The organism is Corallococcus sp. AB011P (assembly GCF_003611605.1).
GTDB classification, from domain to species: Bacteria; Myxococcota; Myxococcia; order Myxococcales; family Myxococcaceae; genus Corallococcus; species Corallococcus coralloides.
Window position 1 is genome coordinate 477,407 of the sequence record NZ_RAVX01000004.1, and the last position, 26,093, is coordinate 503,499.

Here is a 26,093-nt window from a genome sequence, read left to right on the forward strand (position 1 = left end):
GGAGTCACCCCATGACCAAGCACGAGCTGTTCGAGCGCCTGAGCGCCATCCTCCAGGAAACCTTCGACATCGAGCCGTCCCGCATTGTCCCGGAGGCGCGGCTGCACGACGACCTCGACATCGACAGCATTGACGCCATCGACCTGCTGGTGCGCCTGAAGCCGGTGACGGGCCAGCGCGTTCCGCCGGAGGTCTTCCGCTCCGTGCGCACCATCCAGGACGTGGTGGACGCGCTGTACGGTCTGCTCGGCAGCGACTCCGCCGCGGCGTGAAACGTCTGCGTCCGGTGCTGTTGGGGCTCTTGAGCCTCGCCTACCCGCCGCTCGTCTATCTGGGCCTGGGCCACTTCGAGCCCCGCTGGATGGCGCTGCCTCTGGCGGCCATGGCGGTGGTGCGCGCGGTGGCCACGCGGGAGAAGATGTGGCTCGCGGCCGCGGTGGGCGCGCTGGTGCTCGCGGGCTCCAGCATGCTGGGCAACAACGCCCTGCCCCTGAAGCTCTACCCGGTGCTGGTGAACGCGGTGCTCCTCACCGTATTCCTCACCAGCCTGGTGTATCCGCCCAGCGTGATTGAGCGGCTGGCGCGGCTTCGGGAGAAGGACCTGCCGCCGTCGGGCGTGGCCTACACGCGCCGGGTGACGCAGGTATGGTGCGGTTTCTTCGTCTTCAACGGCGCGCTCGCGCTCACCACGGCGCTCTTCGCGAGCGACGCGACCTGGGCGCTCTACAACGGCCTCATCGCCTACGGCCTCATGGGCCTGCTGTTCGCGGGCGAGTGGGTGGTGCGGCAGCGGGTGCGCGCACGGCACGCCCATGGTTGAGCCGCTCGCGCTCGAAACCCTCCTCGTCCACGGCCGTCCCGCCGGGCACCCCGTGGCCCGGAGCGAGGACGGCGTGCGGGACTTCGGTGCGTTCCGCGCCCGGGTCGCCGGCTGGCGCGCGGCCTTCGCGGCGCATGGCGGCCAGCGCTACGCCCTCTTCACCGAGGACACCTTCGAGTTCGCCACCGCGCTGATGGGCGCCTGGCACGCGGGCGCGTGCGTGTACCTGCCCGCGGACGCGCGCCCCGCCACGCTGGACGCGCTGAAGGCCCACGTGGACGGCTTCGCGGGCCGGGCCCCCCAGGGCCAGGGGCCGCTCGCGCCCGCGGTGAACGAGGACGGGACCGCCGCCGCGTTCCAGCCGCTGTCGCCCCAGCTCGCCGCGCTGGTCGTCTACACGTCGGGCTCCAGCGGAGAGCCCACCGCCATCCCCAAGCGCCTGTCGCAGCTGTCCAGCGAGGTGGCCACGCTGGGCCGGCTGTTCGACGAGGCCGTGGGGGACGTGCCGGTGCTGGCCACCGTGTCGCACCAGCACATCTACGGCCTGCTGTTCCGGGTGCTGTGGCCGCTGACGTCCGGCCGCCCGTTCGACGCGCACGCCCTGCCCTATCCGGAGGACATCCTGGCCGCGCTCCAGGCGGGCCCCTCCTTGTTGGTGGCGAGCCCCGCGCACCTGAAGCGGCTGCCGGCCACGCTGGACTGGGCGGCCGTGCGCGGGAATCTGCGCGGGCTGTTCTCCTCCGGTGGGCCGCTCACCCCCGAAGCACTCCAGGCCTGCCGCGACCTGCTGGGCCGGGCGCCAGTGGAAGTCTACGGCAGCTCGGAGACGGGCGGCGTCGCGTGGCGCCGGCGCGACACGGACGACAGCGCATCCTGGCGCACGATGCCGGGCGTGGAGGTCCGCGCGGACGAGGACGCGCTCTGCGTCCGCTCCCCGCACCTGGACCTGCCTCCGGGCGGGTGGTTCACCACGGAGGACCGCGCGCGGCCCGTGCCCGGCGGCTTCGAGCTCTTGGGGCGCCGCGACCGGCTGCTCAAGCTGGAGGAGAAGCGCGTGTCGCTCTCCGCCATGGAGCGGATGCTGGTGGCCGGGGGCCTGTTGCGCGAGGCCCGGGTGCTGCCCCTCACGGAGGGCCACCGGGTCATCCTGGCGGTGGTGGGGGTGCCGGACGCGGAAGGCTGGCGGCTCCAGGAGTCGGGGGGCAGGCGGTCCCTGAGCCAGGCGCTGCGCGAGAAGCTGGCCCCGCATTTCGAGTCCAGTGCCTTGCCGCGCCGGTTCCGGTATCTGGAGGCCATGCCGGTCAACTCCCAGGGCAAATCCACCGAAGCGGCGCTCGCCGCGCTCTTCGACCCGAAGCGTCCCCCGTTCCGCGTGCTGGAGCGCTCCGAGGAGCGCGTGCTGCTGGCGGTGGAGGTCCCCGCGAACTCGCCCTACTTCGAGGGGCACTTCCCGGGCTCGCCCATCCTGCCCGGCGTCGTGCAGGTGGAGTGGTCGCTGCTCCTGGGGCGTGAGCACTTCGCGCTGCCGCCGGACTTCCTCCGCATCGAGACGCTGAAGTTCCAGCAGGTCATTCCGCCCGGCACGCTGCTGACGCTGGAGCTCACCTGGGCGAAGGAGTCCGGGCGGCTGGGGTTCAAGTTGACGTCGGCCGCGGGCTCGCACGCCAGTGGCCGCATCGTGTTGGGGGGAGGGGCAGGATGAAGGTCTGCGCGGTGATTCCGGTCTACAACCACGGCGAGGCCGTGGGCGCGGTGGTGAAGGCTGTCCGCAGCCACGGGCTGCCCTGCGTGCTGGTGGACGACGGCAGCGAGCCCGGCTGCGCGGCGGTGCTGGACAGTCTGGCGCGCGAGGACAGCGAGCACGTGGAGGTGGTCCGCCTGCCCCAGAACGAGGGCAAGGGCGGCGCGATGATGGCGGGCCTGCGCGCGGCCCTCTCCCGGGGCTACAGCCACGCGCTGCAAATCGACGCGGACGGCCAGCACAACGCCAACGACATCCCGCGCTTCCTGGCGCTGGCGAAGGCGCAGCCGGACATGATGGTGTGCGGCACGCCCGTCTATGACGAGTCCGTGCCCAAGGGCCGGCTCTACGGCCGCTACGCCACGCACATCTGGGTGTGGATCAACACGCTGTCGTTCGCCATCCGCGATTCCATGTGCGGCTTCCGCGTGTATCCGCTGCAGCCGACCGTGGCGCTCATCGACTCGGTGAGAATCGGCAAGCGGATGGACTTCGACGTGGAGGTGCTGGTGCGCCTGTTCTGGCGCGGCATGCGCATCCTCAACCAGCCCACCCAGGTGCGCTACCCCACCGACGGCATCTCCCACTTCGACGTGCTCTGGGACAACGTGCGCATCTCCGGCATGCACGCCCGGCTCTTCTTCGGGATGTTGGGACGGCTGCCGGTGCTGCTCTGGCGCAAGGTGGCGAAATGAAGTCCCGCCACTGGGCGGAGATGGGGGAGACCACCTTCGTGGCCGGCATCTGGATCCTCTACTGGATCCACCGCTTGCTGGGCCGTTGGCCCTTCCGCGTCTGCCTCTACCCGGTGGTGCTGGTGAACTGGCTCAGGCGTCCGGCGCTGCGTCAGGCGTCGCGCCAGTACCTGGAGCGGATGCAGACCGCCACGGGGGCCCTGGGGCACACGCCCCACTGGCGCGACAGCGTGCGCCACGTGCTGATGTTCGCGGAGACCATGCTGGACAAGCTGCTGGCGGTGAGCGGGCGCTACCGCTTCGAGAGCGTCCGCACCGAGGGCCGCGAGGAGTTCTACGAGGTGGCGAAGTCCGGCAGGGGCGGCATCATCGTCACCGCGCACATGGGCTGCCTGGAATTGTGCCGCACCATGGCGGAGCGCCGGGGCGAGGTGAAGCTCAACATCCTGGTGCACACGCGGCACGCGGAGCAGTTCAACCGCCTGCTCAAGCGGCTCAACCCGGAGAACGACTTCCGGCTGATGGAGGTCACGGACATGGGCCCCGCCACCGCGGTCGCGCTGAACGAGCGCGTGGAGGCCGGCGAGTTCGTGGTCATCGCGGGCGACCGCATTCCGGTGAATGCCAGCCAGACCGTGCGCGTCGACTTCCTCGGCCACCCGGCGCCATTTCCGGTGGGCCCCTACGTGCTGGCGGCGCTGCTCAAGTGTCCGCTCTATCTGCTGGGCTGCATCCATGAGGGCGACAGCTACACCATCCACTTCGAGCGCCTCTTCGAGCGCGTCGTGCTGCCCCGGGGCAAGCGCGAGCAGGCGCTCACCGACTGCGCCCAGCACTACGCAGGCCGGGTGACGTCGCTCCTCCAGCGCGCGCCCTACGACTGGTTCAACTTCTTTCCCTTCTGGGATCAGGTGAATGTCTCCGCGAAGCCCCCAACTATCTGACACCCCGGTCCGCTTCGACGGCGGGCGGCTGACGCTCGAGGACGTGGGCGCCCTGTCGCGCCGCGAGCGCCCCGCGGAGCTGGGCACGGCCCCCGCCTTCCGCCAGCGCATCGCCAAGGGCGCCGCGTTCCTGGACCGGCTGCTGGCGGAGGACGGCGTCATCTACGGCGTCACCACCGGCTACGGCGACTCCGTGACGGTGTCCATCCCGCCCGCGCTCATCGCGGAGCTGCCGCACCACCTCTACACGTACCACGGCATCGGCGCGGGCCGGTTCCTCACCCCGGAGGAGACGCGCGCGGTGCTGGCCACGCGGCTGGCGTCGCTGTCGCAGGGCTTCTCCGGCGTGGGCGTGCCGCTGCTCACCCAGCTGGAGCTGCTGCTCCAGCACGACGTGCTGCCCATGATTCCGGCGGAAGGTTCCGTGGGCGCGTCCGGCGACCTGACGCCCCTGTCCTACGTGGCGGCGGTGCTCTGCGGCGAGCGCGACGTGTGGCACCGGGGCGAGCGCAAGCCCGCGGCGCAGGTGCTGAAGGAGCTGGGCATCACGCCCCTCAAGCTGCGGCCGAAGGAAGGCCTGGCCATCATGAACGGCACCGCCGTGATGACGGCCCTGGCGTGCCTGGCGTGGGAGCGGGCGGAGTACCTGTCGCGGCTCTCCACGCGGCTCACGGCGTTCAACGTGCTGGCGAGCGCCGGCAACGCGCACCACTACGACGAGACGCTCTTCGCGGCGAAGCCCCACGCGGGCCAGCAGCGCGTCGCGGCCCGGCTGCGCGCGGATCTGGTCACGGACCGGCCTCCGCGCAACGAGCAGCGGCTCCAGGACCGGTACTCGCTGCGGTGCGCGCCGCACGTCATCGGCGTGCTGGAGGACGCGCTGCCGTACTTCCGCACGCTCATCGAGAACGAGCTGAACAGCGCCAACGACAACCCGCTCATCGACCCGGACGGCGAGCGGGTGCTGCACGGCGGCCACTTCTACGGCGGCCACATCGCCTTCGCCATGGACGGGCTGAAGAACGCGGTGGCCAACGTGGCGGACCTGTTGGACCGGCAGCTGGCGCTCCTGGTGGATCCGCGCTTCAACCACGGGCTGCCCGCGAACCTCTCCGCGTCCACCGGCGCCCGCGCGGCCATCAACCACGGCCTCAAGGCGGCGCAGATCAGCGTCTCCGCGTGGACCGCGGAAGCGCTGAAGCAGACCATGCCCGCGTCCGTCTTCTCCCGCTCCACCGAGTGCCACAACCAGGACAAGGTGAGCATGGGCACCATCGCCGCGCGCGACTGCCTGCGCGTGCTGGAGCTGACGGAGCAGGTGGCCGCGGCCATGCTCATCGCCGCGCGCCAGGGCGTCACCCTGCGCCAGCGGCTGGACGCGGACGCGAAGCCCGGCCCCGCGATGGCCGCGATGCACGCGGACCTGGAGGCACGCATCCCCTTGCTGGTGGAGGACCGGGCGCTGGACGGTGAGCTGCAGGGCCTGCTCACCGCCATCCGCCGTCGGGAGTGGAGCCTGCATGAAGCCTGACCTGAGCTGCGAGCTGGAGATCGACCCGGCCTTCCACGACCTCGACATGATGGAGATCGTCTGGCACGGGCACTACGTGAAGTACCTGGAGCTGGCGCGCGCCGTCATCCTGCGCAAGCACGACTACGACTGGCCGCAGATGCGCGAGTCCGGCTACGGCTGGCCCGTGGTGGAGATGAAGCTCAAGTACGTCTCTCCCATCTCCTACAAGCAGCGCATCATCGTGCGCGCCGAAATCACCGAGTGGGAGAACCGGCTGCGCTTCGACTACCTGCTGCGCGACGCGGACACCGGCCGCAAGGTGAATCAGGCCCACACCATCCAGGTCGCGGTGTCCTTGAAGACAGGCGAGATGGAATACGTCTGCCCGGAAGTCCTCTGGAAGAAGCTGGGAGTGTGGCCGGGATGAAGCCCTTGCTCGTGTTGATGCTGTCGCTGCTATCCCTGAGCGCCCACGCCGCGGACCTGGTGAAGGACGTACGCGCGCGCCTGGTGGACGCGCCGCTGGTGCGCGGTCAGTTCGAACAGAAGAAGACCGTGGCGGGCTTCAAGAAGCCGCTGGTGTCCAAGGGGGACTTCCTCCTCGCCCGCGACCAGGGCGTGCTCTGGAACACGCGCACGCCGTTCGCCTCCACGCTGACGCTCACGCGCAAGTCGCTGAGCGCGCAGCAGGCCACGGGCGGCGCGGCGTACCACCTGGACTCCACCAAGGAGCCCGCGCTGGCGGCGGTGAACGAGCTGCTCTTCGCGCTCTTGTCGGGCGACGTCGCGGCGCTCCAGAAGCGCTTCAAGGTGGAGGGCGAGCTGGTGGGCACCGCCGGCTGGAAGCTGGAGCTGACGCCCACGGACGCGGGGCTCGCGCGCGTCTTCAAGCACATCCACCTGGAGGGGGACGGGTACGTGCGCCAGGTGCAGTTGGACGAGACGCGCGGCGACAGCAGCGTCATCACGTTCGAGCAGCTCGCGCAGACGCCTCCTCCCGACGCCACGGAAGCGGAACGCCTTGGCAAATAAGCTGGCCATCCTGTGGGCGCTGGTGGTGCTCGCCGTGGGTGTGCACCAGGTCCAGTTCTGGCGCTCCGCGAGCCTGGACACGGACGTGCTCGCGCTCCTGCCGGAGGACGAGCAGGCACCAGAGGTGGACGCCGCCACGCGCAAGCTCGCGGACGAAGCCGGCCGGCAGGTGGTGCTGTTGGTGGGCGCCAACGACTGGCCGTCCGCGCAGAAGGCCGCGGACGAGGCCACGCGCGTGCTCACGGAGGCCTCGGACCTGCTGGAGCCGGCGGTGGTGGACACGTCCGCGCTGGAGCAGGCGGTGGACTTCTACCGTCCCTATCGCGACCGGTTGCTCACGCCCGCGCAGCGCCAGTGGCTGTCGCGCGCGACGCCGGAGGAGCTGGGCGGCACGGCGTTGATGAAGCTGTACCAGCCCGCGGGCGCGCGGCTGACGGACTGGAACGCGGATCCGCTGGGCCTGTGGCAGGACTGGTGGCAGGCCCGCGCGGCGGAGACGTCCGCCCGGCCCCGCGACGGACGGATGTGGCTGTCCGGCGAGGGGCGCGAGTGGGTGCTCCTCATGTGGAAGAGCAAGGTGTCCGCCTTCGCGCTGGGGGACGGCTCGCGCGTCACCACCACGGTGGAGCGGGCGCGCTCGCAGGTGGAGGCGGCGGTGCCCGGCGGACGGCTGGTGGCCGCGGGCGTGCCGCTGTACGCGGAGGCCGCCGCAGCGCAGGCGAGCTGGGAGATGTCCACCATCGGCTTCGGGTCGCTGGCGGCGGTGCTCATCCTCGTTTGGCTCACCTTCCGCTCGCTGCGGCCCATCCTCCTCGTGGGCGTGTCGCTCACGCTGGGCTGCGCGGTGGCGCTCTCCGTCACCGCGCTCGTCTTCGACCGGGTGCACCTGCTCACGCTCGTCTTCGGCTCCAGCCTGGTGGGCGTGGCGGAGGACTACGGCTTCCACTACTTCGCCGCGCGCCAGGGCAAGGCCCCGTCGGAGCGAGGGCCGGTGATGCGCGCGCTCCTGCCCGGCATGGTGCTCGCGCTCGTCACCAGCGTGGTGGCGTACCTGGCGCTGGGCGTGGCGCCCTTCCCGGGCCTGCGGCAGATGGCGGTGTTCTCCGCCGCGGGGCTGACCGCCGCGTTCCTCACCGTGGTGTGCTGGTTCCCCTCGCTGGACACCGGCGCCCTGCCCGTCACCTCCTTCGCGGAGCGCTTCTCCGCGTCCATCACCCGCTGGCCGCGCATCGCGTCCACCCCGGCGTGGTGGCTGTCCGGCGCGGTCCTCACGGTGCTGGTGGCCGTGGGCATCTGGAAGCTGGAGCCCCGGGACGACCTGCGCCAGCTGCAGGGCGCGCCCGCGAACCTCATCGCGGATCAGCGCGAACTGGGGCGCCTGTTGGGGCTGCCCAGCCCGGCGCAGTTCTTCCTGGTGCAGGGCGACAGCGACGAACAGGTGCTCGCGCGCGAGGCCGTGCTGAAGACGAAGCTGGACGCGCTGGTCACGGAGAAGGTGTTCGCGGGCTACCGCGCCGTGTCCGACTGGCTCCCGTCCGAAGCACAGCAGCGCGAGGACGCGGCCCTGAGCGCCCGCGCGGAGGCCCTGGCGGTCGCCGCCGTCAGCGAATCCACGGGTGAAGCCCCCACGCGCGCCGCGTTCTCCCAGGAACCGCTCACGCCCAAGCAATTCCTCTCCGGGCCCGCCGCGGCGGCCATCCGGCAGCAGTGGCTGGGGACGCTGGGCCAGGCGCAATACAGCGTCCTCATGCTGCGCGGCCTCAACGACCCCAAGGTGCTGCCCCGTCTGGAAGAGGTGGCCCAGGGCCTGGAGGGCGTCCGCTGGGTGGACAAGACCGCGGAGATTTCAGGCCTGCTCAGCCGCTACCGCCGCATCATGGGCGGGCTCATCATCGCGGGCTACGTCGCGGTGCTGCTCACGCTGGTGGCGCGCTTCGGCCGCCAGGCGTGGCGCGCGTGGATCCCCTCCGTGCTGGGCACGCTCCTGACGCTCGCCATCTTCGGATGGGTGGGCGCGCCGCTGCAGCTCTTCACCGTGCTCGGCCTGGTGCTGCTCCTGGGCATGGGCGTGGACTACGGCATCTTCCTCCTGGAGCACCCCGGTGACGGCTCCGCGTGGCTCGCGGTGGCGCTGGCCGGCGTGAGCACGCTCCTCTCCTTCGGGCTGTTGGGCCTCTCCGCCACGCCCGCGCTGCGCTCCTTCGGCCTCGCCATGCTGCTGGGCGAGGTCACCATCTGGATCCTCACCCCTTGTTTCCGACTTCCACCCGGGAAAGCCACACATTGAAAACTGAATCAGCGGACATCCTCATCATCGGCGCGGGCCCCGCGGGCTCCGTCGCGGCGGGCCTCCTTCGCAAGCAGGGCCGTGACGTGCTCGTGCTGGAGCGCGAGCAGTTCCCGCGCTTCTCCATTGGCGAGAGCCTGCTGCCGCAGAGCATGGAGTACATCCAGGAGGCCGGCTTCCTCCAGGACGTGGTGGAGGCGGGCTTCCAGTACAAGAACGGCGCCGCCTTCGAGCGCGCCGGCAAGTACACGGACTTCGACTTCCGCGAGAAGTTCACCCCCGGCTGGGCCACCACCTATCAGGTGCAGCGCGCCCGCTTCGACCAGATCCTGGCCCAGGCCGCGGAGAAGAAGGGCGCCACCGTGCGCTTCCGCCACGAGGTGCTGACCGTGGACTTCTCCAGCGGGCAGCCGGTGGTGACGGCGCGCTCTCCCGAAGGCGAGACGTACCAGGTGAAGGCGCGCTTCCTCCTGGACGCGAGCGGCTTCGGCCGCGTGCTGCCGCGCATGCTGAACCTGGAGACGCCGTCCAACTTCCCCGTGCGCGGCGCCATCTTCACGCACGTGGTGGACAACGTTCCGCTCGGCACCTTCGACCGGAACAAGATCCGCGTCACGACGCATCCGGAGCACGTGCACGTCTGGTACTGGACCATCCCCTTCTCCGACGGCCGCTGCTCGCTGGGCGTGGTCGCGAAGAAGGAGTTCCTGGACCAGTACACCGGCACGGACACGGAGCGGCTCCAGGCCATCGTGAAGGAGGCGCCGTCGCTGCAGAACCTCCTGAAGGACGCCGTCTGGGACACGCCCGCGCGCAAGCTCACCGGCTACGCGGCCAACGTGAAGTCGCTGTGGGGCCCGGGCTTCGCGCTGCTGGGCAACGCAGGCGAGTTCCTGGACCCCGTGTTCTCCTCGGGTGTCACCATCGCCTTCAAGTCCGCGAGCCTCGCCTCTGCCTGCATCGCCCGGGAGTTCGCGGGGGAGAAGGTGGACTGGGAGAACGACTACGCGAAGCCGCTCAAGGCGGGCGTGGACACCTTCCGCACCTTCGTGGAGTCCTGGTACGAGGGCGGCTTCCAGGACATCATCTTCCACCCGAACCCGTCGGAGGACGTGCGCCGGATGATCTCCGCCATCCTCGCGGGCTACGCGTGGGACAAGAACAACCCCTACGTGGCGGACAGCAAGCGGCGCCTGACCGTCCTCGAGGAACTGTGCGCGGCGTAGTCGCCGCACTGCTCGTCGCGGGGCTGGTGGCCTGCACCACCCCGCCCCGGCCCCGGCCCGCCGCCCCTGGCGAGCCGTTGCCGGAGCTGCGCCTGGCTCCCGCCGCCCTCGGGGCATCCGTGAGCCTTGCGCAGCAGCTGGTCTTCGCGCACGAGCAGGACCCCGGAGGCCCCCGCTCCCTGGAGGCCCTCCTGGAGGTGGACCCGGACCAGATGCGACTGGCCGGGCTGACCATGGGGCACCGCATCCTCACCCTGCGCTGGGATGGCAGCCACCTGGACGAGGAGCGGGACCCTCGCCTGCCCGCCCAGTTCAACTCCGCGCTGGTCGTGCGGGACGTTCAGCTCGTCTACTGGCCGGCCGACGCCGTGCGCGCCGCCCTGCCCGCGGGCTGGACGTTGGAGGATGGGCCGGGACAGCGGACCCTGTCGAAGAACGGCAGGGAATGGGTGACGGTGCGCTACGATGGCACCCCGCGCTGGGAAGGGCGCACGCAGCTCACCAACCACTCCGAGCACTACCAGCTCACCATCGAATCGCACGTCGCGGACGAGTGACACCCCATGCCTCCTCCTGTCTTCCTCAACCAGCTGGGCCTCGTCTGCGCATTGGGCTCCGGGAAGCAGGAGGTGGCCCGGGCGCTGTTCGCGGACACCGTCTCCGGCGTCGCTTCGCATGCCGGGTACGCGGACCGTCCGCTGCACCTGGGCGTCGTCACTTCCCCGCTCGCGGCGCAGGACGCCCTGCCCCCTTCGCAGCACAGCCGCAACAACGCGCTCCTGCTCACCGCGCTGGAGCAGGTGCGCGCCGAGATTGACGCGGCCGTGGCCCGCTTCGGTCCCTCGCGCGTGGCGGTGGTGCTGGGCACCAGCACGTCCGGCGTCGGTGAGGGGGAGGCGGCCATCGCCGGCCACCTGGCCACGGGCGAGCTGCCGCCCCGCTTCCATTTGCAGCAGCAGGAGCTGGGCTCCCCGGCGCTGGCGCTCGCGCACGTGCTGGGCACCCGGGGCCCCGCCTATGTCATCTCCACCGCGTGCTCCTCCAGCGCCAAGGCCCTGGCCAGCGCGGCGCGGATGCTGCGCACGGGCACCGTGGACGCGGTGCTGACGGGCGGCGTGGATTCGCTGTGCGGCTTCACCGTGGCGGGCTTCCGCTCGCTGGACTCCGTGAGCGAGGAGCGCTGCAACCCGATGAGCGCCCACCGCCATGGCATCAACATCGGCGAAGCGGCGGCGCTGTTCCTGATGACTCGCGAACCGGGGCCGGTGCGCCTGTCCGGCTGGGGCGAGTCCTCCGACGCGCACCACATCTCCGCGCCGGAGCCCGGCGGCAAGGGCGCCATGGCCGCCATCCAGGAGGCCCTGAAGCGCGCGGGGCTTGCGCCGGAGCAGGTGGACTACGTGAACCTGCACGGCACCGCCACGGCGCAGAACGACGCCATGGAGACCCGCGCGGTGCACGCGCTGCTGGGGCCGGACGTGAAGGCCAGCTCCACCAAGCCGCTCACCGGCCACACGCTGGGGGCCGCGGGCGCGCTGGAGGCGGCCTTCGCGTTCCTCACGCTGGTGGACAATCCGCACGGCAAGCTGCCCGGGCACTTCTGGGATGGGGCCGTGGACTCGACGCTGCCGGCGCTGTCGCTGGTGAAGCCGGGAGAGGCGCTGGGGCGCCCGGTGAAGAGCGTGCTGAGCAATTCGTTCGCCTTCGGGGGCAGCAACGCCGCCCTCGTGCTGGAGCGCGCATGATGCGCATCGTGATTGATCAGCCCGTCGAGGAGCTGGTGCCCCATCAGGGGCGCATGCGGCTGCTCGACCGCGTCCTGGAAGGCGACGCGGACTCGCTGCTCGCGGAGGTCACCGTGCGCGAGGACAGCCTCTTCTACGCGGACGGCGTCGTGGGTGGCTGGGTGGGCATCGAGTACATGGCGCAGGCCGTGGCCGCGTGGGCCGGGTGGCATGCGCGCAAGCGCGGCGGTACGCCCCGGGTGGGCTTCCTGCTGGGCACGCGCCGCTACGAGTGCAGCCGCCCCACCTTCAAGCTGGGCGAGACCCTGCGCATCGAGGTCCACCGCCAGTTCTCCGCGGACAACGGGCTGGGCCAGTTCGACTGCACCTTGCGCATCGGGACGGAGCAGGTGGCCACGGCGGCGCTGACGGTCTACGAGCCGCAACCGGGGCAGGACCTGGGAAGGGGCAACACAGATGGGTGACAAGACGGTGCTGGTGACGGGCTCCAGCCGGGGCATCGGCCGCGCCATCGCGCTGCGCCTGGCCCGCGACGGCTACGACGTCGTGGTGCACTGCCGCAGCAAGCGCGAGGAGGCGGACGCGGTGGCCGCCCAGGTCCGTGAGGCGGGCCGCGAGTCGCGCGTGCTCCAGTTCGACGTGGCGGACCGCGCTGCCACGCAGGCCGCGCTGCTCCAGGACGTGGAGACCCACGGCTGCTACTACGGAGTGGTGTGCAACGCGGGCATCGCGCGCGACAACGCCTTCCCCGCGATGACGGCGGAAGAGTGGGACGGCGTCATCCACACCAACCTGGACGCCTTCTACAACGTGCTCAACCCGCTCACGATGCCCATGGTGCGCCGCAGGAAGCCGGGCCGCATCGTCACGCTGTCGTCCGTGTCCGGCATCATGGGCAACCGGGGCCAGGTGAACTACAGCGCCGCCAAGGCGGGCATCATCGGCGCGACGAAGGCGCTGGCGGTGGAGCTGGCCAAGCGAGACATCACCGTCAACTGCGTGGCGCCGGGCCTCATCGACACGGAGATGGTGCCTCCGGAGGTCCTGGAGGAGGCGCTGAAAATCATTCCCGCCCGCCGGATGGGCAGGCCCGAGGAGGTCGCCGCCGCGGTGGCCTTCCTCATGTCCGAGGACGCGGGCTACATCACGCGGCAGGTGATTTCGGTGAACGGGGGGATGATCGGATGAAGCGCGTAGTGGTCACCGGAGTCGGTGCGCTGAGCCCCCTGGGCCATGACTGGAAGACGGTCGAGGCGGCGCTGCGTGCGCGCCAGAACGCCGTCCAGGTGATGGAGCCCTGGAAGCAGTACGAAGGTCTGAACACGCGGCTGGGCGCGCCCGCCCTGCCCTTCGAGCTGCCGCCGTCCGCGTACTCGCGCAAGACGACGCGCACCATGGGCCGCGTGGCGCTGATGGCGACGCGGGCCAGCGAGCTGGCGCTCCAGGACGCGGGCCTGTTGGGCAGCCCGCTGGTGAAGAGCGGGAAGATGGGCATCGCCTATGGCTCCTCCGCGGGGACGCCGGAGAACATGGGCGACTTCGGGAAGATGATCACCCACAAGACGACGGAGGGCATCACCGCGACGACGTACCTGCGGATGATGTCCCATACGGCGGCGGTGAACATCGGCGTCTTCTTCGGCGTCACCGGGCGCATCATCACCACGTCCAGCGCGTGCACGTCCGGCAGCCAGGGCATCGGCTACGCGTATGAGGCCATCAAGCTGGGCCGCCAGGTGGCGATGCTCGCGGGCGGCGCGGAGGAGCTGGACGCCACGGGCGCTGCGGTGTTCGACACCCTCTTCGCCACCAGCACCAAGCACAACGAAGCGCCGCACCAGTCCCCCCGCCCCTTCCACGCCGAGCGCGACGGACTGGTGCTGGGTGAAGGCGCTTGCACGCTGGTGCTGGAGGAGCTGGAGCACGCGAAGGCGCGCGGCGCCACCATCCACGCGGAGCTCCTGGGGTACGGCACCAACAGCGACGGCCGCCACGTGACGCAGCCCAACGCGGACACCATGGCGGAGGCCATGCGGCTGGCGATGGAGGACGCGGGCGTGCCGGCGTCCGCCATCCCCTACGTCAACGCGCACGGCACGGCGACGGACACGGGCGACGTGGCGGAGAGCGCGGCCACGAAGACCGTCTTCGGGGAGAAGGTCGCCATCTCCAGCCTCAAGAGCTACATGGGCCACACGCTGGGGGCCTGCGGCGCGCTGGAGGCGTGGATGACCATCCAGATGATGCGCTCGGACTGGTTCGCGCCCACGCTGCACCTGACGGCGGACTCCGTGGACCCGAAGTGCGCGCCCCTGGACTATGTCATGGGTGAGGGACGTGCTTTGCAGACGGACCTGGTGATGAGCAACAACTTCGCCTTCGGCGGCATCAACACGTCGTTGATCTTCCGCCGCTGGCCTTGATGCCTGGAGACCTCGCCATGAAGAAAGCCCTCCTGTTGCTGGCCCTGACCGCCGCGAGCCCCGCCCTGGCGCGCGACACCGTGACGAAGGTGAAGCTGGCGGACGTGATGGCCCTGCCCGAGGCAAAGCAGAAGCTGGACGGCTCGGTGAAGTTCTACATGGCTGGCACGAAGACCCCCAACGTGCTCAAGACGCTGGGCAGCGACACCTCGAACAAGAAGACCAACGGCGTGGGCAAGTCGGACGACTACGCCTGCAAGTGGGCCGCCCTCTCCGCGATCATCGCCCTGCAGGACGGCGCGAAGAAGAACGGCGCCAACGCGGTGGTCAACATCGTGAGCTACTACAAGAAGGTGGAGTTCAAGAGCGCCACCGAGATCGAGTGCCACGCCGGCAGCTTCGTCACCGGCGTCGCGCTCAAGGGCGACTACGCCACCATCGCCAAGTAGTCCTGATGGTTGTTCCGCGCGGCGGGCCCTACCGCCGCGCGGGCACCTCGATGCGGCAGACACTCTCCGGAGCCAGGTTCCGCGAGCGCATCCAGGCCTCCAGGTCGCGGTCGATTCGCGCCGAGGCCTCCGCGTTGAAGCGGCGGTTGTCCTGGAGCTTCCAACCCTGCGGGGAGTTGCCCGAGTAGCCGTTCACCGTGGGCACCCCGTGCTCGCCGGACGCCCACACGGCATCCAGTTGATATTTCCAATCCTGGGCCTCACCGGACGTCGGCGCGTAGAAGAAGGTCGCGCAGCCAGGTGCGATGCGCGCGGCCACCGCCTCCACGTCCGCGCGGGCTTCGTGCCGGTCATAGACGGGACCGTTGAGCCCCTGCTCCAGGAGGCACAGCGCGCCCAGCCCCACCGCCAGCGCCGCGCGTCCGGACTCCCACTGCCGCTGGAGGTACAGGGCCAGCCCCACGGCCGCGGGCACCAGCAGCCACATGCCGATGCGGGCCAGGGCCCGGATGGCCGCCGCGCCGGGCACGCCGTGGAAGACGAGCCACCAGGGCGTGTAGCCACCGGTGTAGCGCGACGAGAGCACCACGGTGGCCACCGCCACGACGAGCAGCAACCGCACCGCGGGCCGTGAGCGCGCCTGCCACAGGCCGATGCCCGCGAGCACCGGGGTGACGAAGCCGAAGCCCAGGCGGTGCTCCCACGCCACGGGCATGCGCTGGAACTTGGAGAAGCCGTTCGTCCACCCGTACAGCCAGCTGTCCTGGCCCACGAAGAACCAGCTCCAGAAGCGCGGCACCATGGGTGAGACCTCCGCGAAGGTGCGCAGCCCCACCGTGCCAATGGCCTGACTCGAGTGCAGGACGAGCGGCGCGAGCAGCGCCAGCCCCAACACTCCGAAGCCCGCGAGCGCCGGGAGGTGGCGGCGCAGCGCCGTCAGCAGCGGACCGCGCGTGTCCCGGAAGGCGAGCCCGGCGAGGAACGCCAGCAGCAGGAAGAAGAAGAGGAACCAGCCCCAGTAGAAGCCCGCGTAGAGCTGGGCCACGAACGCGCCCACCAGCAGCGCGGCCCAGGCAATCCCCCGCCGCCGGTCCGTCTCCGGCCTCGTCAGCGCGATGACCGCGCCCACGGCGAGGAGCGCGAAGAACTGTCCTTCCAGCTGCGGGTGGTTGAGCTGGTTGATGCGCGGCGCGCCGGCAGTGAAGAGCACCGCGCCCACCACGGCGGGAAAGATGCGCAGGCCAAACCCGCGCCGCAGCAGCCACACCGCCGCGGCGTAGTTGAGCGCCGCCATGGTGAGCGACCACGCCTGCCAGGACAGGTCCGCGCCAAGGCCCAGCGCGCGCCACACCCAGTAGAACGGGGCCACGCCCAGGAGCACGTCGGAGTACGCGGCGACGTTGAGCTCCGGGAAGAACATCGGCGGATCCCAGAAGCGCGCGTGCGCCGGGTCGCCGGTCACGAAGCGCCAGCCGTGCTCCAGGACGTAGTGGTTGAAGCGCACGTCGCCCTCGTCCCCCTGCACCAGGCGCAGCCCGGACAGGATGGCGGGATGGTGCGACAGCAACAGGGCCAGCACGCCGCCAGCGAGGACGAGCAGGGCGACGCGGGTGCGTTCCGAGACGGCGGTTCCCATGGGCGCCGGGAGCGTTAACACACCGGACACGCCCGCTGGAATGACGGAGGGCGCCCTGCAAGCGCCCTTCCGTCCCCGTCACGCGTCAGGTCAGCGCGTCGGCAGGTCCAACCAGGACGGCCCGCCGAGCGACAGCGTCGCGCCGGTGGTGTTGGCGTCCAGGTAGAGCGGATCCTCCGTATCCACGACGAGCGCCAGCCGGTGCAGCACGGGGACGTCGTAGGCCGTGGCGGGGAACGCCAGGTCCAGGTCGAGCGGCACGCCCGGCGTCGCGTTCTTCCACGTGAGGGGCACGTGGGTGATGAGCCCGCCGTAGTCGCCCAGGAGGTCGTACAGGTAGGCGACGACCGTGCCCGACGCGGTGGAGGGCGTGACACGCAGGCGCAGCGTGGCCGAGCCCCGGATGGCGATGCCGCTCGTGGAGAGGGACGACGTCCAGACACCCGCGTTGAGGCGGTTGACGCCCGGCAGCCAGACCACGGGCGGAATGCCGGTCAGCGCCTGGAGCCCGTTGGTCAGGAGCGCCACGCCCGCGTCGGCGTTCGTGTCGAAGCCGGACCAGACGGTCCGCGAGCCGCTCGATGAAGGCGTGCCGCCCAGGGTGCCGGTGCCATCCAGGATGCGGATGGCGCCCAGCCCGAAGCGCTGCGTGCCGGTGGACACCTGGGCCCAGGACGCATAGCCCTCCGTGTCGCCGTCATAGGTGCGCAGCACGACGGGCGCCTCACGGGAGATGCCGGTGTCCACGCCCGCGACGTACTGGTCCATCCAGCGCGTCACACTGGTCCAGACGCCGTTGGGCAGGCCCAACAGGCCCGTGGCCTCCACGACGGCGTGGTCGCCCGGCGCGAACTCCAGCCGCTTGGGGCCCGCGAGCTGGCCGTAGAACGACACGAGCTGGTTGGGCGGGAAGAGGCTGTCGCCGTACGCATTGGCCATCAGGATGGCGGGCTTGTTGGCGTTGATGCGCTGGATGTACGTGGCCGCCGAGCGCACGCGGCCCCAGGCCTTGATGGACTCGATGTTCCGGTTGGCGAAGTAGTCGTTGATGGTGGTGCTCAGCTCGGGGCCAGGCCGGCCCAGCAGGGTCGCGGCGAGGTTCAAGAGCGCCACTGCCTGCGGACGCCGCGTCTCCCCGCCGAACAGCGACGCCACCAGGTCCGACCAGCCGGAGAGCGCCGCCACCGCCTTCACGCGCGAGTCGAAGCCGGAGGCGATGAGCGAGATGCCCGCGCCATACGAAACACCCGCGAGCCCGATACGAGAGGGATTCGCGGTCGTGTTGGCGAGCATCCAATCAATGACGCGCGACGTGTCCGCGATGTCCGCCGGCCCGGCGGTATCAATGCCACCGCCGGACGCCCAGAAGCCGCGCGGCGTATAGGACAGCGCCACATAGCCCTTCTGCGCCAGCGCGTTGGCCTGGGCCAGGTACTCCAGGTCGTTGAGTCCCCAGCTCGAGATGAAGACCACCGCCGGATGCGGGCCCGGCGTCGTGGGCGCGATGTAGTTGGCTTTCAGGACGGTGCCGTCGCTGCCGGGGATGTCGACGAACCGGAAGCCGGTGGTCGGCAAGGCCAGGCTCGTGAGCGGCAGCAACAGGAACAACATGACCACTGGCAAACGCTTGCACCACGCAGGGAGTTTCAACGTCATCGAGACACCTCGGGGGCGGCGGGTAGTTGACGCGCCGCCAATATGAGATCCGTTGACTCCCGAGTCAATACACAGACGAGAACAAGCAGGATTCCAAACCAAGCGCGATGTTTGTTATCTCAAAGCAGCTTCTGTCCCAGCACGTCGAAGGCCTCGACGACGGTCGCGGCGGCGGGGCTGGCGGGGTACTCCTCTGCGAGCAGGGTCCAGATCATCGTGTCCCGGAGCGTGCCGTCGGGTGCGACGAGCCGCTGCCTCAACGTGCCTTCATGGACGAATCCCAGCCTCCGGGCGACCGCCGCGCTGCGGACGTTGCGGGGGTCGCAATGGATCTCCACCCGGCGCACGCCCTCCACTTCGAAGGCGACGCGGGTGAGCGCCCCGGAGATCTCCGTCGCGAGCCCCCGGCCCGTGTGACGGGCCGACATCCAGTAGCCGATCTCCAGGGCCCCCTCACCCACCCGGGGATGCAGGCCCGTGCCTCCAAGGACCTCGGAGCCGTCGCGGCTGAACACGCCGTAGGCGAAGTCCTGTCCCAGGTCGAACAGCCCGCGCATCCGGCGAAGCTGCCCGGCCTGCTGCGCGACGTTCATTGGATAGCGCTTCGCCCACTCCATCCATGGACGCAGGTGTTCGAGGTTGGCTTCGATGGCGCGCAGTGCCAGCGGCGCATCGGCCGGTGACCAGCAACGGAGCACGGTGTGCGCGGTCTGGACTGTGTACGCAGGACGAAACGCGGTGGGAGTCATGGGCCCTCCGGATGGCTCAATCCCTGACCGTAATCAGAATTCGAGGCCGGCGGGACACCGCACCGCGCCATCGTCCCCGGGTTCCAACCCGGGAGCTCGAATGCGCCCGGACGTCCAGAACGCAATGGCTGGGATGAAACCGCCGTTTGCGCTGTTGGGGACGCGCCCGCGTGCGCCAGAGTGCGCCACCCCGTACGGGCCACATCCAGGAGCCTCCATGTCGTTCCGTTCCAGACCGCCGTTTGGCGCCGCGCGCATGACGCTCGGCGTCTGCGCTTCCGCGCTCATCACCGCGTGCGCCTCCACCACGCCCGCGGAGAAGTCCCCGCCGGCCCAGGCCGCCGCCACCCCGGCTCCGGCCGCCCCCGCCGCTCCCAAGCCGCACTTCGGGAGCTTCGGCGTCGACACGCCGGGCATGGACACCTCCGTCGCCCCCGGCGATGACTTCTACCGATACGTCAGCGGCAAGTGGGCGGACGGCGCGGTGATTCCGCCGGACCGCTCCTCCTTCGGCATGTTCACGCGCCTGGCCGAGGACGCCACGAAGCAGACGCGCGACATCCTGGAGGCCGCCGCGAAGTCGGACGCCCCCGCTGGCAGCGAGGAGCGCAAGCTGGGTGACTTCTACGCCAGCTTCATGGACGAGGCCGCCATCGAGGCCAAGGGCGCCACGCCGCTCAAGCCAGAGCTGGACCGCATCGCCGCCGTGGCCAACCGCAAGGCCCTGGCCTCGCTCCTGGGCACCACGCTGCGCAGCGACGTGGATCCGCTCAACACCGGGCAGGCCACCACGGACCGCCTCCTGGGCCTCTGGGTGGCGGAGGACCTGAACGACCCCAGCCGCTACGCCGCGTACCTCCTCCAGGGCGGCCTGGGTCTGCCGGACCGCGACTTCTATCTGAAGGACACGCCGCGATTCAAAGAGGTGCGGGAGAAGTATCAGCAGAACATCGCGACCCAGCTGAAGAACGCCGGCATCCCCGACGCGGAAGCGAAGGCCCGCGCCATCTTCGGCCTGGAGACGAAGATCGCCCAGGCCCACTGGTCCGCGCAGGACACGCAGGACGTGGAGAAGGTGAACAACCCCTGGAAGCAGACGGACTTCGCGAAGAAGGCGCCCGGCATGGACTGGGCCGCGTACTTCGCGAGCGCCGGGCTCGCGTCCCAAAAGGACTTCATCGTCTGGCAGCCGTCCGCCATCACCGGCATCGCGAAGCTGGTGGGCAGCGAGCCCCTCCAGACGTGGAAGGACTACCTGGCCTTCCACGCCATCATGCAGGGCACCCCGTACCTGTCGAAGGCCTTCGTGGACGCGGGCTTCGACTTCAGCGGGAAGACGCTCTCCGGCGCGCAGCAGCTGAGCGACCGCTGGAAGCGCGGCGTGAACTTCTCCAACTTCGCCATGGGCGAAGCGGTGGGCAAGCGCTACGTGGAGAAGCACTTCCCGCCCGCCGCCAAGGCCGAGGCGGACCTGATGGTGCGCAACATCCTGGCCGCGCTGGGCCGCCACATCGACGCGCTCGCGTGGATGTCTCCGGAGACCAAGGCCCGCGCCAAGGAGAAGCTGGGCACGGTGCAGGTGGGCATTGGCCACCCGGACACCTGGCGTGACTACTCCGGCCTGGAAATCATCAAGGGAGACGCCTTCGGCAACGCGGAGCGCGCGGAGCTCTTCGAGCACCAGCGCAACCTGGCCAAGCTGGGCAAGCCCGTGAACCGCATGGAGTGGTTCATGACGCCCCAGGAGGTCAACGCGCTCAACTCGCCGCAGCAGAACTCCATCATCTTCCCGGCCGCCATCCTCCAGCCCCCGTTCTTCGACCCGAACGCCGACCCGGCCGTGAACTACGGCGGCATCGGCTCCGTCATCGGCCACGAAATCGTCCACAGCTTCGACGACGTGGGCGCGCAGTTCGACGCGAAGGGCAAGCTGTCCAACTGGTGGACGCCCAAGGACCTGGAGCAGTTCAAGGCCGCGGGCAAGGCGCTGGCCGCGCAGTACAACGCGTACAAGCCCCTGCCGGACATGAACGTGAACGGCGAGCTGACGCTGGGCGAGAACATCGCCGACGTGGCGGGCGTCTCCATTGCCCATGACGCCTACGTGATGTCCCTGGAGGGCAAGCCCGCGCCCACGCTGGACGGCTTCACGGGTGAGCAGCGCTTCTTCCTGGGCTTCGCGCAGGTGTGGCGAAACAAGTTCCGTGAGCCTCTGCTGCGCCGGCTGCTCGTGACGGACGGGCACTCGCCCGGCATGTTCCGCGCCGCCACCGTGCGCAACCTGGACGCGTGGTACCCGGCGTTCGACGTGAAGCCGGGCCAGGGCCTCTACCTGGCGCCGGAGCAGCGCGTGAAGGTCTGGTAGTCCGCTTCCCACCCGCACCGGGCGCACGAAGGCCGTGCGTCCGGTGCACCGGGGGTCCTCCTGAAAAACCATTGGGGACGAAACTTAAAAAGGCGCGATGCGACAATGTAGGAGTCAGTAGGCCGCTCCTCATCCCCCCGGAGGAACACCATGGAAATCAACCGCAAGTCGCCCGCCTCCATCGCCCCCACCGCCAACACGGCCACCTCTCGCGCCCAGGCGCCCAAGGCGAAGCCCCTGACGGTGCGTGACGGCTTCGACTCCCAGGGTGCGCGTCCCTCCAACTTCGTGGACCGCCCGACGGGCCGCCCCTCGACTCCGGGCGCCAGCGTGCCGGCGTCGGCCTTTGCCTTCGGCGGCGCCAACGTCGCGGTGAAGCCGGGCGCGAACAAGGTCGCCGACACGAAGCCGGTGGACCCTTCGCAGCCCAAGCCCAAGCTCACGGGCGAGCCGGTCATCGCGGTCATCGACGGCGGCGTGGACTACAAGCACACGGACCTGGACGACGCGATGTGGACGAACCCCGGTGAGGTCGAGGGGGACGGCATCGACAACGACGGCAACGGCATCGCGGATGACATCCACGGCTTCAACGTGGGCACCGGCAAGGGCGACCCGTTCAAGGGCGAGGGCACGGACCACGGCACGCACGTGGCGGGCATCATCGCCGCCGAGGACAACGGCGAGGGCAACACCGGCATCGCCGCGGGCAAGGCGAAGATTCTGAGCGTGGGCGGCCTGTACGACGGCGCGGACCTGCTCACCAACTTCGAGCGCTCGGTGGACTACCTGGTGAAGATGAAGACCGAGCACGGCGTGAACATCCGCGCCGCGAACGCGAGCTTCGGTGACTCCTACCGCGACGCCGCGTCCCAGAAGCGCTGGGAGGCCGCCATCCAGAAGCTGGCGGACGCGGACATCCTGCTGCTCGCGGCCACGGCCAACGGCAACGGCAGCAACATGAACAACGTGCCGGACATGCCCGCCAACGTGGACCTGCCCAACGTCCTCACCGTGGCGTCCATGGACCGCAACAACGACAAGCTGGCCCGCTTCTCGTCGCACGGCGACAAGGTGGTGGACCTGGCCGCCGTGGGCGAGGACGTGCTCAGCACCGTGCCCGGCAATGACTGGGAGGAGATGAGCGGCACCTCCATGGCGACGCCGACGGTGGCCGCCACCGCCGCGCGCATGTTCGCGGAGAACCCGGACCTGACGGCCGTGCAGGTGCGCGACCTCATCCTCAAGACGGTGGAGCAGGACGCGGACCTCAAGGGCAAGGTCATCACCGGCGGCAAGCTGGACATCCAGGCCGCCATCGACGCCGCCAAGGCCACCGTGGAGCCGAAGCCGGAGACGCAGCAGCCCGTCGCCTCGCGCTGAAAGAACCGCCTGTTACCTTCCGGGCCGGGTGCGCTGCGTGCGCGCCCGGCCCGTTGTGTTTCATCGGGTCAGGGAGTGAAGAGCTCCGTGGCGGACACAGGGCCTGCATCACCTTCGCCCCCCGTGACCATCACGTGGCCCGACAGCAGCAGCGTCGCCGCGTGGTTGCTCCGGCCCACGCTGAGCCTCCCGGACGCGCGCCAGAGGCGCGTCCGCGGGTCGTAGACCTCCGTGCTGAACAGAAGGCCCGGGGCTGGATTGTCACCGCCCGTCACCAGCACCCGGCCCGAGGGCAGCAGCGTGGCCGTATGGGCACTGCGCGCCACGGACATCCGGCCGGCAGGGGTCCAGGTGCCCGAGCCCGGGTCATACAGCTCCGCTGTGGCGAGGATACCGGCATCGCCCTGCCCTCCCGTCACCAGCACCTGGCCGGACGGAAGCAGCGTCGCCGTATGGCGGTACCGGGTGACCGCCATGCCTCCCGTGTTGCTCCAGGTACCATCCGCCGGGTCATACAGCTCCGCCGTGGCGATCAGGTTGTCGAGCACGCGCCCGCCCGTCACCAGCACCTTGCCCGAAGGCAGCAGCGTCGCCGTATGTCCCGAGCGGGCCGTGGACAGATTGCCGGTGAAGTCCCAGATCCCTGACGCCGGGTCGTAGTGCTGCGCAGTGGGGCTGCCGCCGCCCGACAGCAGCACCCGGCCCGACGGCAGGAGCGTCACCGCGTGCTCCGAGCGGGGCGCGAACAGGTTGCCGGCGGAGGCCCAGGAGCGGGTCGCCGGGTCGTATAGCTCCGTCCCGGACGTCGGCCCCTTGTCGTTGGTTCCCCCCGCGACCAGCACCCGGCCCGACGGCAGCAGCGTGGCCCCGAACGACTGGCGAGCGGTGAGCATCTCCCCCGCGGAACTCCAGCTCTCGTTCTTCGGATTGAACAGCTCCGCCGACATCAGGGCGCCCGTGGCCGAGGCCCCCCCCGTCACGAGCACGTCCCCCGAAGGCAGCAACACCGCCACATTGGAGGCGCGGCCCGTGGACAGCGCGGCCGTGTCGCGCCAGGTGTCCATTCCCGGCGAATACACCTCCGCGGTGGCGAGCGAGGACGTCGTGCCATCCGTGCCACCCACCGCCAGAACCTTGCCCGAAGTGAGCAGGACGGCCTCGTGCGAGCCGCGCGGAGCATTGAGCGCCACGGTCGAGGTCCACGCCTCCGTCTCCGGATCGTAGAGCCACGCAGAGGTGGACTCCCTACCGTCCGTCAGATGGCCTCCCGCGAGTAGGACCCTGCCCGACGGCAGCAACGTCGCCGTGTGCTGGCTGATGCCCATGGGCAGGCTGCCCGTGGCCTTCCATGCGCCCGTGGCCGGGTCGTAGAGCTCCGCGGTGGCGAGGGTTCCCGTGCCCATCAGGCTGTGGCCTCCCACCACCAGCACCTTGCCTGACTGCAACAGCGTGGTCGTGTGGCGGAAGCGATCCGAGGACAGACTTCCGGTGGCGGTCCAGGCGCCCGTGGCGGGGTCATAGAGCTCCGACACCGCGCGGGAGCCGCTCATGGTGAAGCCCCCCGTCACCAGCACCTTGCCCGACGCCAGCACCGTGAGCGCGTGTAGGGAGCGACCACCCACCATGCCGCCGGTGGAGCTCCAGGTCTCCGTGGCGGGGTCATACACCTCCGCCGAGGCGAGGCCCGCCCCCGAGGTATAGCCCCCCGACACCAGCACCTTGCCCGACGGCAGCAGCGCCGCCGCGTGATTGAAGCGGGCGATGGACATGGAGCCGGTGGCGCTCCAAGTGCCCGTCTTGGGGTCATACAGCTCCGCCGAGGCGGTAGTGGAGCCGCCCCCGTCGCCTCCCGTCACCAGCACCTTGCCTGAGGGCAGAAGTGTCGCTGTGTGCGCCTGGCGAGCCCGGGTCAGGGTCAATGAGGTGAACCACGTCAGTGTCACGGGATCGAACAACTCCGTGACGGCGCTACTCGCATGTCCCGTGACCAGCACCTGGCCCGACAACAGCAGCGTGGCGGTGTGTGACACGCGGCCCCTCAGCAGGATTCCCGTCGGTTGCCACGTGGGGCAGTCCGGGATGCCGACGGCGACGAAGGACGCCTCGGCCGACAGGTCCAGCGCGTTGGTGACGCTCACCGTGAACGACGCGACAATGCCGGGCTCCAGGCACTGCGGCGCCGTCCACACAATCTGGCTCGTGGTGGCCGTCTCCTGCGCGGCCCCCTGCGTCCCGACGCTCGCGGTCCAGGTGAAGCGCAGCGCGCTGCCCTGGGGGTCCTGCGCGGACACGCGGAAGGTGAGCCGTCCGCCGCCCTCCACGTAGTTCGACGCCGCGGGAGCCTCCAGGAACAGAGGGGGCCGCGACGTGCCCGCGTCACCGGTTCCAGCATCATCGGTGCCCGCGTCATGACCATCACCCGCGTCGCCCGTTTCTCCCGCGTCGGCGCCGCAGCGCTCCGGGTTGCGCAGGCAGAACTCCCGCCTCTCCTGATCGAAGTCGGTGCAGCCAGAGAGTGCGGCCAGCAGCCCGCCCACCCAGAGGATGCGAAGTGCGCGCGCGTTCACGGCCACCTCCCGGACACGAAGGCGGACGTCCCGTCCGTCCCCAGTTGAAGGCCCACCTTCTCCGCGGGCCCGCCCAGCAGGTACATGCCCGCGGAGAGCCCCAGCCCCGCAACACCCGCCCCCGCGAGCAACAGGCCCACGGTCTGGAAGCTCTTTCCTCGCGACACGCTCCGGTCCACGTCCTGGGAGTTCGCGATGCTGGCGTCGTCGCGCCGCAGCCGGGAGCGCTCGCTCCGGGCCTGGAGATAGGACACCCCACCGCCCACCAGCAGCACCCCGCCCACCGTCGCGGGGATCCACGCGCGGCTCCGCACGGTCGCTGACGTGGAGACCTCCGGCGCGGCGGGCACGGGTGAGGCGCGCATGTCCGCGGACGTGACGGGATCAAGAGGCGCGGTGGCCACGGGCGGAGGAGCCAACGGAGGCACGCGCACGTCCTGCTTCGCCAGCTCGCGCAGCACCTGCTGCCGCACGGACTCGAAGCGCTGCTCCACCTTGGGCGAGACCTTCAAGGGCAGCTCCGCCCCGGGCTGGAGCAGCAGGGCCACCCGGAAGGCGGCGCTGGAGGACTCCGTCCGGCCCAGGTCCGCCAGGATGACGCCCTCGTAGAGCGCCAGGAGCACGTCGTCCGCCTCACCCGAGGAATGCCGCCGGGCGCGGGACAGCTCCGCCAGCGCGCGTTCGTATTCGAGTTCGTCATAGAGCTGGCGCGCCGCACGCACCTGCGTCTGGAAGGGCCCCGGCTCCTCGGCCCGCGCCCCGGATGGAACGAGCACGAGCCCCACCCCCAAGAGCCACGCCAGCACGAGCCTTCGCATCCGGAGCCCGAAGCCTGATTCCTGCGCGCGCATGAAGTCCCCCC

General features: G+C 70.3%; 23 protein-coding genes. 18 read left to right on the plus strand and 5 right to left on the minus strand.

Going from position 1 to position 26,093, the window contains the following annotated elements; all coding sequences use genetic code 11:
• Positions 1-11: 11 nt before the first annotated feature.
• From D7X30_RS15115 to D7X30_RS15190, 16 genes are read left to right on the plus strand one after another with little or no spacing between them, the layout of a single operon-like run.
• Positions 12-272 carry an acyl carrier protein gene (locus tag D7X30_RS15115; RefSeq protein ID WP_120563604.1) on the plus strand — a complete coding sequence of 87 codons (261 nt, stop codon included), beginning with the start codon at positions 12-14 and terminating at the stop codon, positions 270-272.
• Complete coding sequence (locus D7X30_RS15120) at positions 269-820, plus strand: hypothetical protein (RefSeq protein WP_120563605.1); 552 nt, start codon at positions 269-271, stop codon at positions 818-820. Before D7X30_RS15115 ends, D7X30_RS15120 begins: the two co-directional genes overlap by 4 nt.
• Positions 813-2,522 carry an AMP-binding protein gene (locus D7X30_RS15125; protein WP_120563606.1) on the plus strand — a complete coding sequence of 570 codons (1,710 nt, stop codon included), beginning with the start codon at positions 813-815 and terminating at the stop codon, positions 2,520-2,522. Before D7X30_RS15120 ends, D7X30_RS15125 begins: the two co-directional genes overlap by 8 nt.
• Complete coding sequence (locus D7X30_RS15130; protein ID WP_120563607.1) at positions 2,519-3,256, plus strand: glycosyltransferase family 2 protein; 738 nt, start codon at positions 2,519-2,521, stop codon at positions 3,254-3,256. The genes D7X30_RS15125 and D7X30_RS15130 overlap by 4 nt, the downstream gene beginning before the upstream one ends.
• On the plus strand, positions 3,253-4,200 hold the full coding sequence (locus D7X30_RS15135) for an acyltransferase (RefSeq protein WP_120563608.1): 948 nt from the start codon (positions 3,253-3,255) through the stop codon (positions 4,198-4,200). The genes D7X30_RS15130 and D7X30_RS15135 overlap by 4 nt, the downstream gene beginning before the upstream one ends.
• Positions 4,172-5,731, plus strand: a complete 1,560-nt coding sequence (gene hutH / locus D7X30_RS15140; protein WP_120563609.1) for a histidine ammonia-lyase — start codon at positions 4,172-4,174, stop codon at positions 5,729-5,731. The genes D7X30_RS15135 and hutH overlap by 29 nt, the downstream gene beginning before the upstream one ends.
• Positions 5,721-6,140, plus strand: coding sequence for a thioesterase family protein (locus tag D7X30_RS15145; protein WP_120563610.1), 420 nt, complete (start codon positions 5,721-5,723; stop codon positions 6,138-6,140). The genes hutH and D7X30_RS15145 overlap by 11 nt, the downstream gene beginning before the upstream one ends.
• Entirely contained in the window at positions 6,137-6,745 is a 609-nt protein-coding gene (locus tag D7X30_RS15150; protein WP_120563611.1) for an outer membrane lipoprotein carrier protein LolA, read from the plus strand. Before D7X30_RS15145 ends, D7X30_RS15150 begins: the two co-directional genes overlap by 4 nt.
• Positions 6,735-9,032 (plus strand): MMPL family transporter, encoded by a 2,298-nt coding sequence (locus D7X30_RS15155; protein ID WP_120563612.1) that lies wholly within the window; start codon positions 6,735-6,737, stop codon positions 9,030-9,032. The genes D7X30_RS15150 and D7X30_RS15155 overlap by 11 nt, the downstream gene beginning before the upstream one ends.
• Positions 9,029-10,258, plus strand: coding sequence for an NAD(P)/FAD-dependent oxidoreductase (locus D7X30_RS15160; RefSeq protein WP_120563613.1), 1,230 nt, complete (start codon positions 9,029-9,031; stop codon positions 10,256-10,258). Before D7X30_RS15155 ends, D7X30_RS15160 begins: the two co-directional genes overlap by 4 nt.
• The gene (locus D7X30_RS15165) at positions 10,246-10,815 is read left to right on the plus strand and encodes a DUF3261 domain-containing protein (RefSeq protein WP_120563614.1); all 570 of its coding nucleotides are present in this window, start codon (positions 10,246-10,248) and stop codon (positions 10,813-10,815) included. Before D7X30_RS15160 ends, D7X30_RS15165 begins: the two co-directional genes overlap by 13 nt.
• Before the next feature lie 6 nt (positions 10,816-10,821).
• Positions 10,822-12,003, plus strand: a complete 1,182-nt coding sequence (locus D7X30_RS15170; RefSeq protein ID WP_120563615.1) for a beta-ketoacyl-ACP synthase — start codon at positions 10,822-10,824, stop codon at positions 12,001-12,003.
• Complete coding sequence (locus tag D7X30_RS15175; RefSeq protein WP_014398653.1) at positions 12,000-12,467, plus strand: hotdog family protein; 468 nt, start codon at positions 12,000-12,002, stop codon at positions 12,465-12,467. Before D7X30_RS15170 ends, D7X30_RS15175 begins: the two co-directional genes overlap by 4 nt.
• Complete coding sequence (fabG, locus tag D7X30_RS15180; RefSeq protein WP_120563616.1) at positions 12,460-13,191, plus strand: 3-oxoacyl-ACP reductase FabG; 732 nt, start codon at positions 12,460-12,462, stop codon at positions 13,189-13,191. Before D7X30_RS15175 ends, fabG begins: the two co-directional genes overlap by 8 nt.
• On the plus strand, positions 13,188-14,426 hold the full coding sequence (locus tag D7X30_RS15185) for a beta-ketoacyl-ACP synthase (protein ID WP_120563617.1): 1,239 nt from the start codon (positions 13,188-13,190) through the stop codon (positions 14,424-14,426). Before fabG ends, D7X30_RS15185 begins: the two co-directional genes overlap by 4 nt.
• A 17-nt stretch (positions 14,427-14,443) precedes the next feature.
• A complete protein-coding gene (locus D7X30_RS15190) occupies positions 14,444-14,875 on the plus strand; it encodes an excinuclease ATPase subunit (RefSeq protein ID WP_120563618.1) in 432 nt (143 codons plus the stop codon).
• Positions 14,876-14,903: 28 nt separating this feature from the next.
• Here D7X30_RS15190 and D7X30_RS15195 read toward each other — a convergent pair whose 3' ends face one another.
• From D7X30_RS15195 to D7X30_RS15205, 3 genes are all read right to left on the minus strand, one after another.
• Positions 14,904-16,511, minus strand: coding sequence for a hypothetical protein (locus tag D7X30_RS15195; RefSeq protein ID WP_120563619.1), 1,608 nt, complete (start codon positions 16,509-16,511; stop codon positions 14,904-14,906).
• A gap of 90 nt (positions 16,512-16,601) precedes the next feature.
• A complete protein-coding gene (locus tag D7X30_RS15200; RefSeq protein ID WP_233591570.1) occupies positions 16,602-18,122 on the minus strand; it encodes a CocE/NonD family hydrolase in 1,521 nt (506 codons plus the stop codon).
• 164 nt (positions 18,123-18,286) lie between these two features.
• A complete protein-coding gene (locus D7X30_RS15205) occupies positions 18,287-18,916 on the minus strand; it encodes a GNAT family N-acetyltransferase (protein ID WP_120563621.1) in 630 nt (209 codons plus the stop codon).
• Between the two features lie 217 nt (positions 18,917-19,133).
• Here D7X30_RS15205 and D7X30_RS15210 point away from each other — a divergent pair, with 217 nt between their 5' ends.
• Positions 19,134-21,281 carry a M13 family metallopeptidase gene (locus D7X30_RS15210; RefSeq protein ID WP_120563622.1) on the plus strand — a complete coding sequence of 716 codons (2,148 nt, stop codon included), beginning with the start codon at positions 19,134-19,136 and terminating at the stop codon, positions 21,279-21,281.
• A 150-nt stretch (positions 21,282-21,431) separates the two neighbouring features.
• Positions 21,432-22,664: a S8 family serine peptidase gene (locus D7X30_RS15215; protein ID WP_120563623.1), complete on the plus strand. Its 1,233-nt coding sequence runs from the start codon at positions 21,432-21,434 to the stop codon at positions 22,662-22,664.
• A 68-nt stretch (positions 22,665-22,732) separates the two neighbouring features.
• Here the strand turns inward: D7X30_RS15215 and D7X30_RS15220 are convergent, their stop codons facing one another.
• Positions 22,733-25,231, minus strand: coding sequence for a kelch repeat-containing protein (locus tag D7X30_RS15220; RefSeq protein ID WP_233591571.1), 2,499 nt, complete (start codon positions 25,229-25,231; stop codon positions 22,733-22,735).
• The gene (locus tag D7X30_RS15225; RefSeq protein WP_120563624.1) at positions 25,228-26,049 is read right to left on the minus strand and encodes a hypothetical protein; all 822 of its coding nucleotides are present in this window, start codon (positions 26,047-26,049) and stop codon (positions 25,228-25,230) included. The genes D7X30_RS15220 and D7X30_RS15225 overlap by 4 nt, the downstream gene beginning before the upstream one ends.
• Positions 26,050-26,093 lie beyond the last annotated feature (44 nt).